The 17,125-nt window shown below is 44.4% G+C and carries 13 protein-coding genes, 1 pseudogene and 1 other annotated feature; of the genes and pseudogenes, 6 read left to right on the forward strand and 8 right to left on the reverse strand.

The features are described from left to right. The first annotated feature begins 16 nt into the window (after positions 1 to 16). The gene (gene tyrA, locus R7127_RS19855) at positions 17 to 1,144 is read left to right on the forward strand and encodes a bifunctional chorismate mutase/prephenate dehydrogenase (protein ID WP_086046539.1); all 1,128 of its coding nucleotides are present in this window, start codon (positions 17 to 19) and stop codon (positions 1,142 to 1,144) included. A gap of 77 nt (positions 1,145 to 1,221) precedes the next feature. Here the strand turns inward: tyrA and R7127_RS19860 are convergent, their stop codons facing one another. The 3 genes and pseudogenes from R7127_RS19860 to ettA all read right to left on the reverse strand — a co-directional run bounded on the left by R7127_RS19860 (position 1,222) and on the right by ettA (position 4,421). Beyond that, a complete protein-coding gene (locus R7127_RS19860; RefSeq protein ID WP_005381900.1) occupies positions 1,222 to 2,223 on the reverse strand; it encodes a M23 family metallopeptidase in 1,002 nt (333 codons plus the stop codon). A 28-nt stretch (positions 2,224 to 2,251) separates the two neighbouring features. After that, positions 2,252 to 2,550, reverse strand: a pseudogene (locus tag R7127_RS19865) (PilZ domain-containing protein). A gap of 203 nt (positions 2,551 to 2,753) precedes the next feature. Continuing rightward, entirely contained in the window at positions 2,754 to 4,421 is a 1,668-nt protein-coding gene (ettA, locus tag R7127_RS19870; protein WP_005381894.1) for an energy-dependent translational throttle protein EttA, read from the reverse strand. A 364-nt stretch (positions 4,422 to 4,785) separates the two neighbouring features. Here ettA and R7127_RS19875 point away from each other — a divergent pair, with 364 nt between their 5' ends. After that, positions 4,786 to 6,732 (forward strand): transglycosylase SLT domain-containing protein, encoded by a 1,947-nt coding sequence (locus R7127_RS19875; RefSeq protein ID WP_411913360.1) that lies wholly within the window; start codon positions 4,786 to 4,788, stop codon positions 6,730 to 6,732. A 13-nt stretch (positions 6,733 to 6,745) separates the two neighbouring features. Continuing rightward, entirely contained in the window at positions 6,746 to 7,054 is a 309-nt protein-coding gene (trpR, locus tag R7127_RS19880) for a trp operon repressor (RefSeq protein WP_005381892.1), read from the forward strand. Positions 7,055 to 7,164: 110 nt separating this feature from the next. Here the strand turns inward: trpR and yjjX are convergent, their stop codons facing one another. From yjjX to bamD, 5 genes are all read right to left on the reverse strand, one after another. Further along, the gene (gene yjjX / locus R7127_RS19885) at positions 7,165 to 7,698 is read right to left on the reverse strand and encodes an inosine/xanthosine triphosphatase (RefSeq protein WP_025768441.1); all 534 of its coding nucleotides are present in this window, start codon (positions 7,696 to 7,698) and stop codon (positions 7,165 to 7,167) included. 24 nt (positions 7,699 to 7,722) lie between these two features. Continuing rightward, positions 7,723 to 8,901 (reverse strand): prephenate dehydratase, encoded by a 1,179-nt coding sequence (gene pheA, locus R7127_RS19890; protein ID WP_017636154.1) that lies wholly within the window; start codon positions 8,899 to 8,901, stop codon positions 7,723 to 7,725. Positions 8,902 to 8,913: 12 nt separating this feature from the next. Continuing rightward, positions 8,914 to 9,035: a sequence feature (Phe leader region), on the reverse strand. A gap of 108 nt (positions 9,036 to 9,143) precedes the next feature. Next, positions 9,144 to 9,470: a ribosome hibernation-promoting factor, HPF/YfiA family gene (gene hpf / locus R7127_RS19895; RefSeq protein WP_005381889.1), complete on the reverse strand. Its 327-nt coding sequence runs from the start codon at positions 9,468 to 9,470 to the stop codon at positions 9,144 to 9,146. Between the two features lie 325 nt (positions 9,471 to 9,795). Further along, positions 9,796 to 11,277, reverse strand: a complete 1,482-nt coding sequence (locus R7127_RS19900; protein WP_309473959.1) for a lytic transglycosylase F — start codon at positions 11,275 to 11,277, stop codon at positions 9,796 to 9,798. A 148-nt stretch (positions 11,278 to 11,425) separates the two neighbouring features. Beyond that, positions 11,426 to 12,154, reverse strand: coding sequence for an outer membrane protein assembly factor BamD (gene bamD, locus R7127_RS19905; RefSeq protein ID WP_005381876.1), 729 nt, complete (start codon positions 12,152 to 12,154; stop codon positions 11,426 to 11,428). Positions 12,155 to 12,290: 136 nt separating this feature from the next. On the opposite strand from bamD, the gene rluD reads away from it, so the two are divergent. The 3 genes from rluD to clpB all read left to right on the forward strand — a co-directional run bounded on the left by rluD (position 12,291) and on the right by clpB (position 16,716). Next, complete coding sequence (gene rluD, locus R7127_RS19910; RefSeq protein ID WP_172563368.1) at positions 12,291 to 13,268, forward strand: 23S rRNA pseudouridine(1911/1915/1917) synthase RluD; 978 nt, start codon at positions 12,291 to 12,293, stop codon at positions 13,266 to 13,268. 1 nt (position 13,269) lies between these two features. Then, positions 13,270 to 13,998 carry a peptidoglycan editing factor PgeF gene (gene pgeF / locus R7127_RS19915; protein ID WP_005381874.1) on the forward strand — a complete coding sequence of 243 codons (729 nt, stop codon included), beginning with the start codon at positions 13,270 to 13,272 and terminating at the stop codon, positions 13,996 to 13,998. A 144-nt stretch (positions 13,999 to 14,142) separates the two neighbouring features. Then, on the forward strand, positions 14,143 to 16,716 hold the full coding sequence (gene clpB / locus R7127_RS19920) for an ATP-dependent chaperone ClpB (protein ID WP_005381873.1): 2,574 nt from the start codon (positions 14,143 to 14,145) through the stop codon (positions 16,714 to 16,716). The last annotated feature ends 409 nt before the right edge of the window (positions 16,717 to 17,125 follow it).

Consider the following 17,125-nt stretch of genomic DNA (forward strand, 5'->3'; position numbering starts at 1 on the left):
GATTTAAGGAACATCAATGGCAGTTGAACTTAACGCATTACGCGATCAGATTGATGCAGTCGACAAGCAAATGTTGGAGCTATTGGCTCAGCGTTTAGCGCTCGTAGAGAAAGTTGGGGAAGTAAAAAGCGAACATGGTTTGCCAATTTATGCTCCAGACCGCGAAGCGGCGATGTTAGCTTCTCGTCGCGCTGAAGCTGAAAAAATGGGAATTCCTCCACAGCTTATTGAAGATATTCTGCGTCGAACAATGCGTGAGTCTTATGCCAGCGAGAAAGATTCCGGTTTTAAGTGTTTGAACCCTGATTTACGCTCAGTTGTTATTATTGGTGGTAATGGTCAATTGGGTGGTCTGTTTGGGCGTATGTTCAAATTGTCGGGCTACCAGGTCAAAGTTCTCGGTAGTAAAGACTGGGATCATGCAGATGAGATTCTAGACAACGCGGGTTTAGTCGTGGTCACGGTGCCGATCCATCTAACGGAAGGGGTGATCGAAAAACTGGGGAACTTGCCGCCAGACTGCATTCTGTGTGACCTGACTTCTATCAAGTCGAAGCCTCTGCAAGCAATGTTGAATGTGCACCAAGGTCCTGTAGTTGGTTTACACCCAATGTTTGGCCCAGATGTTCCGAGCCTTGCCAAGCAGGTTATTGTGTACTGTGATGGTCGTGGTCACGAGCATTACCAATGGCTATTGCAACAGTTTGGAATTTGGGGCGCAAGCTTGTGCCAAATCGATGCACAAGAGCACGATCATGGCATGACGTTGATTCAGGCGTTGCGCCACTTCACGTCGTTTGCTTACGGTATGCACCTAAGCAAAGAGAACCCGAACATCGATCAGTTGTTGAAGTTAAGCTCGCCAATCTACCGCCTTGAATTGGCGATGGTGGGACGACTGTTTGGTCAGGATCCGAACTTGTACGGTGATATCATTTTCTCTTCTCAAGAGAATATCGATATGATCAAGCGATTCCATCAGCGTTTAGGTGATGCGGTAGCGATTCTGGATAGCAGAGACAAAGCGCGATTCATCGAAAGCTTTAAGCAGGTGAGTGATTGGTTTGGTACTTATTCTCAACAATTTATGAATGAGAGCCAAAACTTACTCAAACAGGCGAATGATAATATTCATCGCGGCTAATCACGGGTCATTTAGCCGTGCAGAGTCCGAAACAAAAAGAGCAGCGTAAGCTGCTCTTTTTCGTGTTGATGGACAAATCAGTTCGTCGCAGTATTACTCGTATCTTCACTTGATACTGTGTTGATACTGGTATCGCGATAGGGTGAATTGGTTAAATTGACTTGCAGGCGTACAACGTTATCAATCAATTGAACCAAAGGTCCCCATTTCACTTTTTTCTCTTTTTCAAAGACGTCATTGAAGTTTTCTGGCGTCCACTCCATTAAGTATTGAGGGTTGAGTGCTCGTCCGAGGAAGCGTACTTCATAGTGCAAGTGTGGCCCTGTGGAGTTGCCAGAGTTACCGCATTGAGCAATGATGTCGCCTTTACTAACAAACTGACCGCTTTTCACTTTGAAGCGTTGTAGATGAGCAAAGGAGCTCATAAAGCCAAATGAGTGACGAATGGTGACATAGTTACCATAACCACGATTGCTCGGGCGAACGGTTTCCACCACACCGTCAGCCGGTGCCAGGATCTCTTCTCCTCTTTTACAAGTCAGATCGATACCAGTATGAACATGCCTCTTACCTGAAATCGGATTAATACGACTGCCGTAAGAAGAAGAAATACGTTGGTATGTGACTGGGCTGTCATTTGGTATCAAACGGAACATCGTCGCTCGAACAGCAGAATCGATAGCGGCTGCGTCAATTCGCTCCTCTAACCCCATGCTGTTCTCATCGATCATCAACTCTTCGTCTGCGAGACCTAAAACCGATTCAACGTCGAATACCCGTTTGCCCAATAGCTGAATTTGATTGTTTTTGTCCGTCAAAGACTGGGAAAGCGAATGATTGGTATCAAGCTGTTCTTCGTAAAGAGCCGTCACTTCGGCCTTTTCACTTTCCAGTTTGGCGATGATTTGTGTTAGTTCGTCTTTATTGTGCATCTGCTGCTGATTAAGGTACCACGCGCCACCAACGACGGCGGGTAATGCCAATACTGAAGCAAATACTGCTAGGACCGAACTGCGGCCCAAATAGAACTGCTGATCGCCGTCTTTCGTCGGGATCTGCATGATGATTTTTTTAGACATAGTTATTGTTACTTAAATAGGCGTTCATTTATTTTTCTCCTAAAAACCAGAGAGGTGCTCTAACTCTCGATTCAGAAGGTCGTTATTGCCTACATTCAATTCTATAAATCGTTTTAGTTGGCTAATGCTTTCGATGTCTACCTTAGCGATCTTCAACCTAATCTCACACTTAGAGACATTCACAATTTGCGCTTTTAACGTAATCACTTGTTCGGATTGATCAAATGAAAAAGTCACATGGACTGGAAGGGTTGGATCCAAAGCCTCAGTCTCTTCCACTTTCATGAGTAAACCATGCAAGGAAAGATCTTGAATCCTAGCTTCAATTGCCAAGTCACGTTGTTCTATCTTAGCTGGAGCTTGATGGAGAATACGTGAAAAGCGTCGAGGTCGCTACAGAGTGACGTAAGTGCAATGTCATGTTCTTAACGAACGAGACGGGCTAATGAGCTCTTTTTATAACAAAGAAAACAAAGGCCGCTATGATAGCGGCCTTTGTACAAATTACAATCAAACTTTGTGGGTTGCGATTACTTCGCAATACGCTTGTATTTGATACGGTGTGGTTCTGCGGCTTCAGGACCCAATGTTTTCTTCAACCAATCCATGTACTCTGTGTAGTTACCTTCGTAGAAGTTAACTTGGCCTTCGTCACGGTAGTCAATGATGTGGGTCGCGATACGGTCAAGGAACCAACGGTCGTGCGAGATAACCATTGCACAACCAGGGAACTCTAGTAATGCTTCTTCTAGAGCACGCAGTGTTTCAACGTCAAGGTCGTTGGTTGGTTCGTCGAGTAGCAACACGTTGCCGCCCGCTTTAAGAAGCTTCGCAAGGTGGACACGGTTACGCTCACCACCCGATAGTTCACCAATAATCTTTTGTTGGTCACTGCCTTTAAAGTTAAAGCGTGAACAGTATGCACGAGCTGGGATTTCGAAGTTGTTGATCTTAATGATATCAGCACCTTCAGAGATCTCTTGGAATACGGTTTTAGAATCGTCCATGCTGTCACGGAACTGATCGACAGATGCTAGTTTTACTGTATCGCCCATCTCAATTGTGCCCGAGTCTGGTTGTTCAGTACCACTTAACATCTTGAATAGCGTCGATTTACCTGCGCCGTTAGCACCGATGATACCAACAATTGCACCTTTAGGGATGCTGAATGACAGGTCATCAATTAGAACTCGACCGTCAAATGACTTGGTCAGGTTCTTCACTTCAATAACCTTATCACCTAGACGCTCACCTGGTGGGATAAATAGTTCATTGGTTTCATTACGTTTTTGATGATCAGAGCTTTGCAGTTCTTCAAAGCGAGCCATACGTGCTTTTGACTTCGCTTGACGACCTTTAGGGTTTTTACGTACCCACTCAAGCTCTTTCTCGATAGTCTTTTGGCGAGCACTCTCTTGGGAGGCTTCTTGTTGTAGACGAGCGTCTTTTTGCTCCAGCCATGAGGTGTAGTTGCCTTCCCATGGGATACCTTCACCACGGTCCAGTTCTAAGATCCAGCCCGCAGCGTTATCTAGGAAGTAACGGTCGTGGGTGATGGCTACTACGGTACCTGTGTAATCCACTAAGAAGCGCTCTAGCCAAGCCACTGATTCTGCATCTAGGTGGTTGGTAGGTTCATCAAGCAGTAGCATGTCTGGCTTAGAAAGTAGCAAGCGACAAATAGCCACACGGCGGCGTTCACCACCTGATAGGTGCGCAATTTTTTGGTCCCATTCAGGTAAACGAAGTGCGTTTGCCGCACGCTCAAGCGCATTTTCTAGGTTGTGGCCATCTTTCGCTTGGATAAGGGCTTCTAGCTCGCCTTGCTCTTTTGCAAGTGCGTCGAAGTCTGCATCTGGTTCAGCGTATGCTGCGTAGACTGCGTCCAAACGTTTCAGAGCGTCAGCAACGTCAGCAACCGCTTCTTCAACAACTTCACGAACGGTTTTTGATTCGTCTAATACTGGTTCCTGAGGTAGGTAACCTACGTTTAGACCAGGTTGTGGACGCGCTTCACCGTCGATATCCGTGTCGATACCTGCCATGATACGTAGCAGTGTGGATTTACCTGCACCGTTCAGACCTAAAACACCGATTTTCGCACCAGGGAAGAAGCTCAGAGAGATGTCTTTAAGAATTTGACGCTTAGGTGGCACAATTTTGCTCACCCGCGACATGGTATATACGTATTCAGCCATTGCCGATCGTTCCTAAATTAACTGTCATTCAAACCCATCATTTTATACCAAGTGCTTTGTTTTTGTTACCGCATTGCAAGAATTTCCCTAACGAATGGATTTCTTATTTTGAGCTGACCGGAAACTTACACGGTTAGGGTATACACTTTTGTTATTCGTTAAGAATGACGAAGTGTTTTCTATGCGAGTTAGAAACGCTTTGTCTCCATCGTCTTAAAAGTTTGACGAGTACAATTTTTAATACACTAAGTTGCTTTACATGGACATCTGCATTCTGTGTAAATAGATGCATGTGTGAAAATTGCCTTAACATCACATGAACTCTAACAAAACTAGGCTTTAGGGCAGTATATGTCTGGGGAAAATGACACAAATGAGATTCAACGTATCTGAATTGGCTAAAAACGTATGCTGCGCCGCCGCGTTGTGTGCTATGAGTTTGAGTGCTAATGCCGCGCTGAGTTTGGAAAAGCAGCGCGAAGTATATGAGCAAGCTCAAGATTTATTAGATAAAAATGACATCGACGGATACCTTTCGATTCGTCCTAAAATTTCTGACTATCCACTAACGCCTTATGTGGATTACCGCACTTTTATTAGACAGTTACCGGAAAAGTCACCACAACAGGTGAACGAGTTTATTTCTGAGCACGAGTCTTTTCCATTTTCTCGTCGAGTTCGCGCTCCATACCTCAATCATCTTTATAAGCAAAAAGATTGGAAAACCATTACTGAGTTTCAAAAAGTCATTCCTAGTGGTGAGCGTTACCAATGTATTTTCTACGTCGCTCAATTAAAGCAAGGCAAGAAAGTCGCGGCGTTTAAAGGGGCTGAACATATGTGGTTACGTGGCATCAGCATTGCTGATGAGTGTGACCCATTATTTGAAGCATGGGACAAGGCGGGTGAGCGTACCGATGAACTGATTCTACAGCGTATGTTACTGGCGTTTGATGCTCGTAATGGCGGTTTGATGAGTTACTTGCTCAAACTGCCTAAATCAGCGCAGGCAAAGCAACAAGCCAAAGAAATGAAAGCGTTGTTTGATAATCCTTCAAGTGTTGCGGAATTCGCGAAGAAAAAACCTGCGAATGATTTTAATCGAGCGCAAAGTGAATATGCGTTAGAAAAGTTGGCTCGCATGAACACTAGCCAAGCACAAGGTGCGTACGATGCTGTCATTAAAGGACAGAAGTTTTCTCCAGAAAAAGCGCAAGAACTTGCCGACTATATTGCATTTCGATTGACTCGTACGGAGTCTGAGTCATTAGCTAAATGGCGCGATGATAAAACGAAAACCAGTCAGTACTTACCGTTGATTGAAACGCGCATCCGCTTAGCGATTCAAAATGCAGGTTGGAAAGGCGTACAAGAGTGGATTGCTGTTCTAAATAAAGAAGAACAAGCCACGCTACGCTGGCAATATTGGCTTGGAAGAAGTGAAATAGCGTTAGGTGATGACATCGCGGGGAAACAGCGTTTAGCAACTCTGCTTGGGCAACGAAACTTCTACAGTGTGGCTGCCGCCAATGCAATCGGGCAATCAATCAAATACCCAACGCATACGGTTAAGTTGGATAAGAAAGTTGTTCAACCCTATCAAGACTCGTTAGCTCGTATCGAAGAGTTGATCGCGACGGATAAAATCGCAGCAGCGAAGAGTGAATGGGCACACTTACTGCGCCGCGTAGGGAAAGATGAAAAGGCGATGTTGGCGGCTTATGCATCATTTAAACGTTGGCATCACCTAACGGTGACCGCGAGTATTCAAGCGCAGATGTGGGATAATATCGAACTTAGGTTCCCAATAGCACACCGCTGGTGGTTTAACTTTTATGCGAAAAAGCACAACATTGATCCCGTCACGATGATGTCTCTCGCTCGACAGGAAAGTGCGTTAGATGTTGAAGCCCGCTCTCCAGTTGGCGCTCGTGGTCTTATGCAGATCATGCCTGCGACGGCGAAGTACACGGCACGTAAATATAAGTTGAGTTATCAAGGTACGCAGGATCTCTACAATGTAGGAAAAAATATCGAAATTGGTAGCCATTATTTGCAAGGTTTATTAGAGGATTACGATAATAATCGTATTTTTGCTCTTGCTGCTTATAATGCAGGTCCTAACAGAGTAAAAACGTGGCGAGAGCGTACCCAAGGAAAAGTGGATGCTTATGCCTTTATTGAGGCAATTCCATTTAAAGAGACGCGCGGTTATGTACAAAACATCTTGATGTTTGAAACATACTATCGTGATCTTTTGGGTATCGATGGCGCGTTCTTGAATCAACATGAGATCAATACCAAGTATTGAGTGAGGTAACTTGATGTCGCACGAACCCGAGTACAAAGACTGGCAACAGATTATTGAGCTAATTCGAACAAGTATGGGCACCCAGCAAGATGACATGCTGTTAACAATGCTGATGTCACGTGATGAGAGAGAGTCATTAATATCACGCGTTAATATAATTAACGAACTTCTTAAAGGAGAATTATCTCAACGTCAGATCAGTCAGATGCTTGGTGTGGGCATTGCCACCATTACTCGTGGCTCTAACGAACTAAAGTCGAAATCTGATGAAGAAAAAGACAAGTTGAAAGTCTTGTTAGAACAAGTTGCGGTATCTAAGTAGACAGTATATCCAATTTGCTTTTAGGCCTTGGTGTTACAATTGACTAAGATAACGTATTACAAAGGGCGGAAATATCCGCCCTTTTGCGTATCTAGAGAATAGGCTGAGTGTTATAAATTTGAAGGAAAGTGCTCAGGGTTTGTGAATGGAATCAAAGCCAGAATCAAGGCTTGGTGATAGACCGAGCTTCGAGTTAGCTGGTTTTGGGTTAGTAGGCTAATAGCGCCACCTTTCTGTTTGATGTTATCAGTACCAAACACTTTGTCCATTACATCTCCCAACTCATTCGCATCCTTGAGTTTTTCCAAGACTTTTGGCGGCAACATTAAGCTTGCAGAACGAGATTCACCGCGGTGAGTCTCTGACTCAACCACCATCCAAGCAAACGTCACGTTTGCTTCAATTCCCGCTTCGAGACCGACATAGTAATCCGCGTTTGGCATCTCTACTTTTGCGTTTTTAACGCGGTTTAGCGCACCACGATGAGTTTCTTCATTCGTCATGGGCTGATCTGCGACCTCACTCGGTACACTGATGCCAACGAAGTTGAACTCTTGATGCGGAAATGCATTACGAAATGCACTTTGAACTGCATTAATTTTGGCTGGGTTTAGCGATGCGATTACGACTTTTTGGGTTGCCATGATCTTTTTACTCACTGGTGTCTATTAACTCAATTTTACTTGCGTAGGCTTTACGTTCTCACTCGGGTAACAGCCTAATACTTTCAAGTGCTTAGTGATTTTTGTTAGCTCTTCAAGTGCCTGTTGCATTTCTGTCGAAGCAAGATGTGATGTCAAGTCTACGTAGAACATCTCTTCCCACGGGTTCCCCATAATTGGGCGTGATTCCAGCTTGGTCATATTGATGCCGTAACGTTGCAGCACTAATAGTGTTTCAACCAATGAGCCTGCCTCTTGGGAGGTCGACATGATCAATGTGGTTTTTGCTGGAATCTGAGTAGAAACTTCAACCGGTTTACGAGCAACCACGATAAAGCGAGTATGGTTTTCGGTTTGGTTTGCGATGTTGCCTTGAATTGCTTGCAAGCCATATAGCTTACCGCTTGATGCATTACCAATTGCAGCCACATCATCACGATCCATCTCTTGGACTTTCTGCATTGCATCTGCTGTGCTCGCGCAGGATTCCAGCTTTACCCCTTTCATACGGCTTAAAAACTCACTGCACTGTTGGTGTGGCTGAGGGTGAGAATACAGCGTTTTAATATCTTCCAGACGAATGTCTTTTTTCGCAACCAAGCAGTGTTCGATTGGTTGAGTTAGCTCTCCAACGATGTAAAGCGTCGTGTGTTGTAGTAAGTCATACACTTCATTAATAGAGCCTGAGCTGGTGTTTTCGATTGGCAGAACGCCATAATCAGCATGGCCAGATTCAACCGTTTGAGTCACTTCTTTAAAGTGCTCGCAGTTGAGCTCGATAAGCTCCGTATTTTTACGACTGAAGTATTCGCGACTTGCCAAGTGCGAATAAGAGCCTTTGGCTCCTAAAAAAGCGACGCGAGCAAGTGGCTTACGGCTTTGCTGTGGGTTAACGAGATTTTGCAGATAACTTTGTTGAAGCAGAACTGAGTCTTCAATGATGGTATGGAAAAGTTTGGTGATGTACTGCGCGTCAAGTTCGTATTTATCTTGGCCATTAGAAATCAGCTTGACCAATAATTGCTGTTCACGGACGGCGTCGCGAACAGGCTTTGAGGTTTGTACTTTGCTTTTGGCTACTTCAATGCTGAGTTTACGGCGCTCAGACAATAAGCTGAGAAGTTGGTCATCCAACTCATTCAAGCGTAAACGAATTTCTTCGAGGGAAATAGGTTGGTCAGTCATCAATTCTTTCCTTATAAAAAAGCCTCCCGATTTGGGAGGCTTTCTGTTTGTTTTTGACTTTTCTTTCACAAACGAGTTCGCCCCTCCAACTATGGGAGGAAAAAGAAGTCAAAAATAAACAGTGAGGTTAAATGCATAAATAGTGCTTAATTTATGAGTGTTTAAACACAATAAGCAAGGCTGGGGAGAGCGTCAAGCAAAAAAATAGCGCCTTTCGGCGCTATTTCCTCAATCTGTTCAGTTTACTCTTCTTCTTCCACTAGCTCAGGCTTACTTGCACGTCGAGCTTCAGGTTTGTGGGTCAGCTTGTTCAATTGTCGTTCTAGTTTTTGCTCCACTTCGTTGATAGCTGCGTAAAGATCTTCGTGAGTTGCTGAGGCAATGAGCTGGCCTTTAGGAACTTTGATAACCGCTTCGAATTTCTTCTGTTTGTTTGGTTCCTCACTGAAAGTTGCTTGGCAACCAATTAGGTCTACTTGCCATTTCTCCAGTTTTTTAAATTTGCTCTCAATATGAGCTCGGATTGCAGAGGTGATTTCGATGTTTTTGCCAGTGATATTCATTGTCATAAGTGTTTTTCCTCTGTTGCATCCCTCATGGGTTGAGTTCAGATTACCGCTTTAAGCATAAAAAAATGTGATTCAGATCATTATTTTGCTCGGGTTTTTTATGATGAAAAATGAATGTGATCTCACTCAAGAACTTCTGAGATTTATCGTGAAATTGCTTGTTATCGGTTAGTAAATCCGTAGATTGAATAGAGTACTCAGCTGAAAACGGCCTCGTTTTTAGGGAAGTTTTACGGCCTAATATTTGAGGTGGTTAAAATTTAACTACACGTAAGGTGTGATGACGATCACTGAGTCTTTCCAATGAATCCATTTAAAAAGCCGCTTACTGTACAAGTGGCTTTTTACTGTCTGGCATTTGGCTGACTTTTCGTAGCGGTATCATGAAAATGGGGTCTTTTGGGGCTAGTGAAACCCTTTCTAGACTTTTGACTTGGTCCAAACTTTCTAGTTGTTTGTATATTATGTAGTAGCGATTAATGCTTGTGACGTACCCAACCGTTGAGCTTAAACTTTTCCGCATAACGACTTCCACGTTATTAAACCAAACATTAGGATCGTAACCTTGTTGGGCTGCACGCTTACGAATACGCTCTACATTGCCGGGGCCCGCATTGTAAGCCGCCAATGTAAAGTAGAGTTTATTTTGTGCAGTAATATCAGGATCACTGAAGTACTGCTTACGCAAAAAAGCTAAGTATTTCACTCCAGCATGAATGTTGTTTTCTAATTGTCGAACATTTTTGATATTGATATTCGGATCTTGAGCGGTGCTGGGTAGGACTTGCATTATGCCAACGGCACCTCGGCTTCCAACTAGGTCGTTATTAAATCCTGATTCCTTGTAAGCGATTGCAGCGATCAGTAAATAGTCGATATCGTATTTCTCACCATAGCGTGAAAATAGCGCTGCGAGTTTTTCTAGTTGAGCAATTTTCTTAGGGTTAAGAGCTCTGTTCAACCATCCCGTGTTATCGATGTATTTACCGTAAATAACGTTACCGAGTAGTGTCCCAGAGCGAGACTTCTGGATGAACTTATTCACGACGGCTTTTAATTTGGGACTATTTTCTCGCATTGCCCAAGCAATTTTGCCATTTTTGCGGATAGGGATTTTTTTGTGCACCCGAATATCATCCATCACTTTCAGCCAAAGCTTGGCTTTATGGCTATCGAGAACAATGGCTTTGACGTAACCATTGTTGAGCATTCCGACCAGCTCATAATCTTGAAGTGTTTCTTCAATAAAGTGCACGATAACAGGCGGTAAGCCTTTTTTGTTTAGTTTCTTATTTAGTGTCTGAATGCTTTCAAAGTAGCTAGAGCTGGCGCGCACCCAAATCTCTTTGCCGCTCAGTTGTTCGATTTTCGTCATCGTTGGTGTGCTTTTGTTTGTCACTACCCACTCTTGAATGTCAGTGAGAATGGGTGAACTGAACTCCACTTTCTGTTTGCGCGTGTCGGTAATAGTCAGGTTGGCGACAACTAAGTCACCTGAACCGTTTTCTAAGGCTGGCAGTAGCTGGTCGCGGGCAACAGGAATAATTTGTACGTTAAGCTTTGGTTTGAGTTTACGAAGGTCTTTTTCGAAATGCGCCAGCAATTCCGCGCCTATGCCTTTTGGTGTGCCGCCCTCAATGTAGTAAAAGCCTAAATCAGCAGAAACTAAGACGCGCAGTACATTCTTCTCCTTGATGACATCGAGGTCCCCAGTATAAGGAGGCTGTTTGAGCGGCGAGATTTGCAGTGCGCAAACGGAAGCAGACAATAGGAGCAGCATAACTGCGCAAAGCTTAGATATCGTCACGTTCACATCCTTTTTATAAAGGGGGGAGGAGAACTTTAAGCATATGTGGAGCTAGGAAGATCATCAAGAAAGGGCTGAATACACTATTGAGAGTAATAAAAAACCGCCACGGTAAAAACGGTGGCGGTTCAGTTTAAAGCAAGTTCAATTACTTCACAGGGTTGAGCTCTATAAGCTTTTCAGTTCTTGCTACGGCGTCTTCCAAACCAAGTTGCTTGTAGGCCTCTAGCTGGATAGTCAGTGACTTACGTGCAGCTTCTGTGTCTGGATACGCTTTTTGTAGCTCTTGGCTGCGATTAATAGCAGCGACCCAAGCTTCACGGCGAAGGTAGAAGTCAGCAGTCGCTAAATCATAGTTCGCTAGACGGTTTTTCAGCGCGACCATACGTTTTTGTGAATCTTCTGCATATGGGCTATTCGGGTAACGTTGAAGTAGTTTTTTGAAGTCATCAAACGCTTTTTTTACCGGTTCAGGATCGCGATCGCTTCGATCTACGCTGAATAAATCATGCATAAAGTTACGATCTTGCGCCATGTGGCTTAGACCTCGCATGTACAGCACCCAATCCATCTTTTCATGGGTTGGGTTTAAACGCATAAAGCGAGAAATGGTTGCCAAGCCCAAAGCAAGGTCGTCGTTTTTGTAGTACGCATAGATTAGGTCAAGCTGCACCTGTTCAGAGTAGGCACCGAATGGGTAACGTGAGTCTAATGCTTCCAGTTTCTCAATTGCAGAAAGCCAATTACCACTTTGAAGAGAAATCTGTGCGTCTGCATACAGTTCCGAAGGCGGCACATCAGGAACGATTTCTTCTTTGCTTGCACATCCAAACAGAAGGGATACCGCTAAAAGGCCTGTTAAAGTCTGACGTTTCATATCAGGAGTCTGTTCCTTGAATCTAAATATTTCTTAAGCTGCCGTTACTTTCTTTCCAGTAACAGATACAATGACGTAATAGTCTATTTTTTCACAGTCGTGAGCATTAGTCTCACAGTTTTTAAAAAAGTTCGATATGGCTCAGCAGATTGTATTAACAAATACCGTAAAAGATAGCCAGTTAGGTCAACGTTTAGACCAAGCTATCGCCGAATTATTCGCGGACTTCTCTCGCTCGCGCCTAAAAGAGTGGCTGCTTGATGGGAAAGTTCAAGTTGATGGTGAAGTTGTCACTAAACCTCGTACCAAAGTAATGGGTGGCGAGGAAATTACATTGCAAGCCGAGTTAGAAGATGAAGAACGCTGGGAAGCGCAAGATATCCCGCTAGATATCATCTATGAAGATGAAGATATTATCGTTATCAACAAACCTCGTGACTTTGTGGTTCATCCGGGCGCTGGTACGCCTGATGGCACTGTGCTTAATGCGTTGTTGCATCATTACCCTGATATTGCAGAAGTACCTCGTGCAGGTATCGTGCACCGTTTGGATAAAGACACAACGGGTTTGATGGTGGTGGCGAAAACCGTTCCTGCACAAACTCGTCTGGTTCGCGCACTGCAAAAACGTAATATTACTCGTGAGTACGAAGCGATCGCTATTGGTCGTATGACTGCGGGCGGTAAAGTGGATCAACCTATTGGTCGTCACTCTACTAAGCGCACGCTTATGGCGGTGGCACCAATGGGCAAACCAGCAGTAACGCACTACCGTGTTGCTGAACGCTTCCGCGAACACACGCGTATTCGTTTGCGTCTAGAAACGGGTCGTACGCACCAGATTCGTGTGCACATGTCTTATCTTCAGCATCCGCTGCTCGGTGATATTGCATATGGTGGACGTGCTCGCATCCCGACAGGTGCGTCTGAAGAGCTAACGGCAATGATCCGGGGCTTCGATCGCCAAGCATTGCACGCAGTAATGCTGCGCTTTGAGCACCCAATTACGGGCGAAGTTCTTGAGTTTCATGCTCCAGTGCCTGATGACATGGTTGTGATGACTGAAGCGCTTCGTCAAGATACAGAAGAGCACGGCTTACCGGAAGAATTCTAATATGAAGACGATCATTCCGAACTGGCCAGCGCCTAAAAATGTCAAAGCTTTCGCCTCAACACGCATAGGCGGATTTTCGACAGGCCCTTACCAAGGGCTAAATTTAGGTACTCACGTTGGGGATGATTTGTCTTTAGTAGAGAAGAACCGAGCTTGGTTGGCGCAACAGGCAAGCATGCCAAATGCGCCAATCTGGTTAAACCAAACGCATTCAACCGTTGTGGCTCAAGCAAATGAACCAACAACACAGGTGCTTGATGCGGATGGTGTATTTACTTCTTCAAGCCATGTTGTTTGTTCAGCGATGACCGCCGATTGTTTACCTGTATTATTGACTAATACACAAGGTACTCAAGTAGCCGCTGTTCACGCAGGTTGGCGCGGCTTAGCAAATGGCATTGTCGAAAATGCGTTAGCGTTGTTTTCTGGTGAAGTGATAGCGTGGCTTGGCCCCGCCATTGGCCCTCAAGCCTTCGAAGTGGGTGAAGATGTTCTGCAAGCTTTTGTTGATTTTGATTCACAGGCGAATCAAGCATTTGCTCCACGCGATATCGACGGTAAATGGTTTGCTGACATGTCGGTGCTGGCAACGCAACGTCTAAACCGGGCTGGTGTGACACAAGTGTTTGATTCTGGACTTTGTACTTACCAAGATAAAGCCTCTTTTTACTCTTATCGCCGTGATGGTAAGACTGGTCGACAAGCAACCTTTATTTGGATCGAAGACTAGCTATAAGCACCAAAGTGCTAAGATGCATACTACTATTTTTGCAAAGCTATCTTTATTCATTCACTCCCTTGAAATTCCCCACCCGAGTATCCATCTTTCTAACTGTCAAAAGAATTTCCTTTAGTTGAGGTTAGGAAGGTAGATATGCGTCTTGATCGATTCACAAGTAAGTTTCAAATCGCTATCTCTGATGCTCAATCACTAGCGTTAGGGCGCGATCATCAATATATCGAGCCAGTTCACCTCATGGTGGCTTTGCTTGATCAAAATGGCAGTCCAATTCGTCCATTGCTTACTATGCTGGATGTGGACGTAACGCATTTACGCTCTAAATTGAGTGAAATGTTAGATCGATTACCAAAAGTCAGTGGCATCGGTGGGGATGTTCAGCTCTCTAGCTCGATGGGCACATTGTTTAACCTGTGTGACAAAGTGGCGCAAAAGCGTCAAGACTCCTATATCTCGTCTGAAGTCTTCCTGCTTGCCGCTTTAGAAGATCGCGGACCATTGGGGCAATTACTCAAAGAGATCGGCTTAACAGAGCAAAAAGTCAGCCAGGCAATCGAAAAGATCAGAGGTGGTCAAAAGGTCAATGACCCGAATGCGGAAGAGCTTCGCCAAGCATTGGAAAAGTTCACCATAGACCTTACCGAGCGTGCAGAGCAAGGTAAATTGGATCCGGTTATCGGTCGTGATGATGAAATCCGTCGTACTATCCAAGTATTGCAGCGTCGTACTAAAAACAACCCAGTGATTATCGGTGAACCAGGCGTAGGTAAGACAGCAATTGTTGAAGGCTTAGCGCAGCGCATAGTTAACAATGAAGTACCTGAAGGTCTGCGTGGTCGCCGAGTGCTATCACTGGATATGGGCGCACTGGTTGCTGGTGCTAAATACCGTGGTGAATTTGAAGAGCGTTTAAAATCAGTATTGAATGAACTTGCTAAAGAAGAAGGCAACGTCATCCTCTTCATTGATGAACTACACACTATGGTCGGCGCTGGTAAAGGTGAAGGCTCAATGGATGCGGGCAACATGCTAAAACCGGCATTAGCTCGTGGTGAGCTGCACTGTGTTGGCGCAACAACATTGGATGAATATCGTCAGTACATCGAAAAAGATGCAGCATTAGAACGTCGTTTCCAAAAAGTGCTGGTGGATGAGCCGACCGTTGAGGATACCGTGGCGATTTTACGTGGCTTGAAGGAGCGTTATGAGCTTCATCATCACGTCGAAATTACTGACCCAGCGATTGTTGCTGCGGCGAGCTTGTCACATCGCTATGTCTCCGACCGTCAGTTGCCGGATAAAGCGATTGACTTGATTGACGAAGCGGCTTCAAGCATTCGTTTACAAATTGACTCTAAGCCAGAGTCCTTGGATAAGCTTGAGCGTAAAATTATCCAACTCAAAATTGAGCAACAAGCACTAAGTAACGAGCACGATGAAGCGAGTGAAAAGCGTTTGAAAGCGCTTAATGAAGAACTCAATGAAAAAGAGCGAGAGTATGCTGAGCTAGAAGAGGTTTGGAATACAGAAAAAGCAGCTCTTTCTGGCACTCAACATATTAAGTCTGAGCTTGAACAAGCTCGTATGGACATGGAGTTTGCTCGCCGTGCTGGCGATCTAAACCGTATGTCGGAGCTTCAATATGGTCGTATTCCTGAACTTGAGAAGCAGTTAGATCTTGCAACCCAAGCTGAAATGCAGGAAATGACGCTATTGCGTAATAAAGTAACCGACAACGAGATTGCAGAAGTACTTTCTAAGCAAACCGGCATTCCGGTATCCAAGATGCTAGAAGCGGAAAAAGAGAAACTACTTCGTATGGAAGACGTGCTGCATAATCGTGTGGTAGGGCAAAGCGAAGCGGTCTCTGTTGTATCGAATGCCATTCGTCGTAGTCGAGCTGGGCTTTCTGATCCAAACCGACCAATTGGCTCCTTCTTATTCTTAGGTCCAACTGGTGTGGGTAAAACAGAGCTTTGTAAGACACTTGCGAGCTTTATGTTCGACAGCGAAGATGCGATGGTCCGTATCGATATGTCTGAGTTCATGGAGAAACACTCAGTGGCAAGATTGGTGGGTGCGCCTCCAGGCTATGTCGGATATGAAGAGGGTGGTTACTTAACGGAAGCGGTTCGTCGCAAGCCGTATTCGGTAATTTTGTTAGACGAAGTAGAGAAAGCGCATCCGGATGTATTTAACATTCTGCTGCAAGTTCTCGATGATGGGCGTTTAACGGATGGTCAAGGTCGTACTGTTGACTTCCGTAATACGGTTGTGATCATGACATCTAACTTGGGTTCATCTCGTATCCAAGAGAATTTCGCAACATTAGACTATCAAGGTATCAAGAGTGAAGTGATGGATGTGGTTAGCAAACACTTCCGCCCAGAGTTCTTGAACCGTGTTGACGAAATCGTGGTGTTCCATCCACTTGGTCAAGAACACATTAAGTCCATTGCTTCTATTCAATTGGAACGTTTGGCGAAACGACTAGAGGAGAAAGGCTATCAACTAGAAGTTTCCGACAAAGCGCTCGATTTGATCGCTCAAGTTGGTTTCGATCCTGTGTATGGTGCGCGTCCTTTAAAACGTGCAATTCAGCAGAATGTCGAGAACCCGTTAGCCAAATCAATTCTTTCTGGTGAAATCGTTCCAGACAAGACAGTGCAGCTAATTGTTACTAATGACCAAATTTGTGCTCATCAATAATTGTATGGATACAGTAAAATTGAGATAAAAATCACACTAAAGGGGCCGTTTGGCCCCTTTTCTATAGTTTTTTAGAGTCTTTTGTCTGTTTTCTATACGAATAAACTAAAAAGGTGAGTTTTTTTAAAAAATGCACTTGTGTTCTTTAATGAACTCCCTATAATGCGCCTCCGTTGTCACGGGAAAGCAAGTGAAGCGGAACCTAAACAACTACGGTTAGTGAGTTAAAATTAACTCGCAGATAAATAACTTAAAAAAGTGTTTGACACGATAAGTTATCTAGCTAAAATAGCCGTCCACTTTGAAGAGAACTTCGAAGTGTGCTCTTTAAAAATATAGACCTATCAATCTGTGTGGGCACTCGTTGATGATAATCCAAATAGTTTCTTCGGAAACAATTTAGGTTTCA

This window comes from Vibrio sp. 1159 (genome assembly GCF_033340395.1).
Lineage (GTDB): Bacteria > Pseudomonadota > Gammaproteobacteria > Enterobacterales > Vibrionaceae > Vibrio > Vibrio alginolyticus.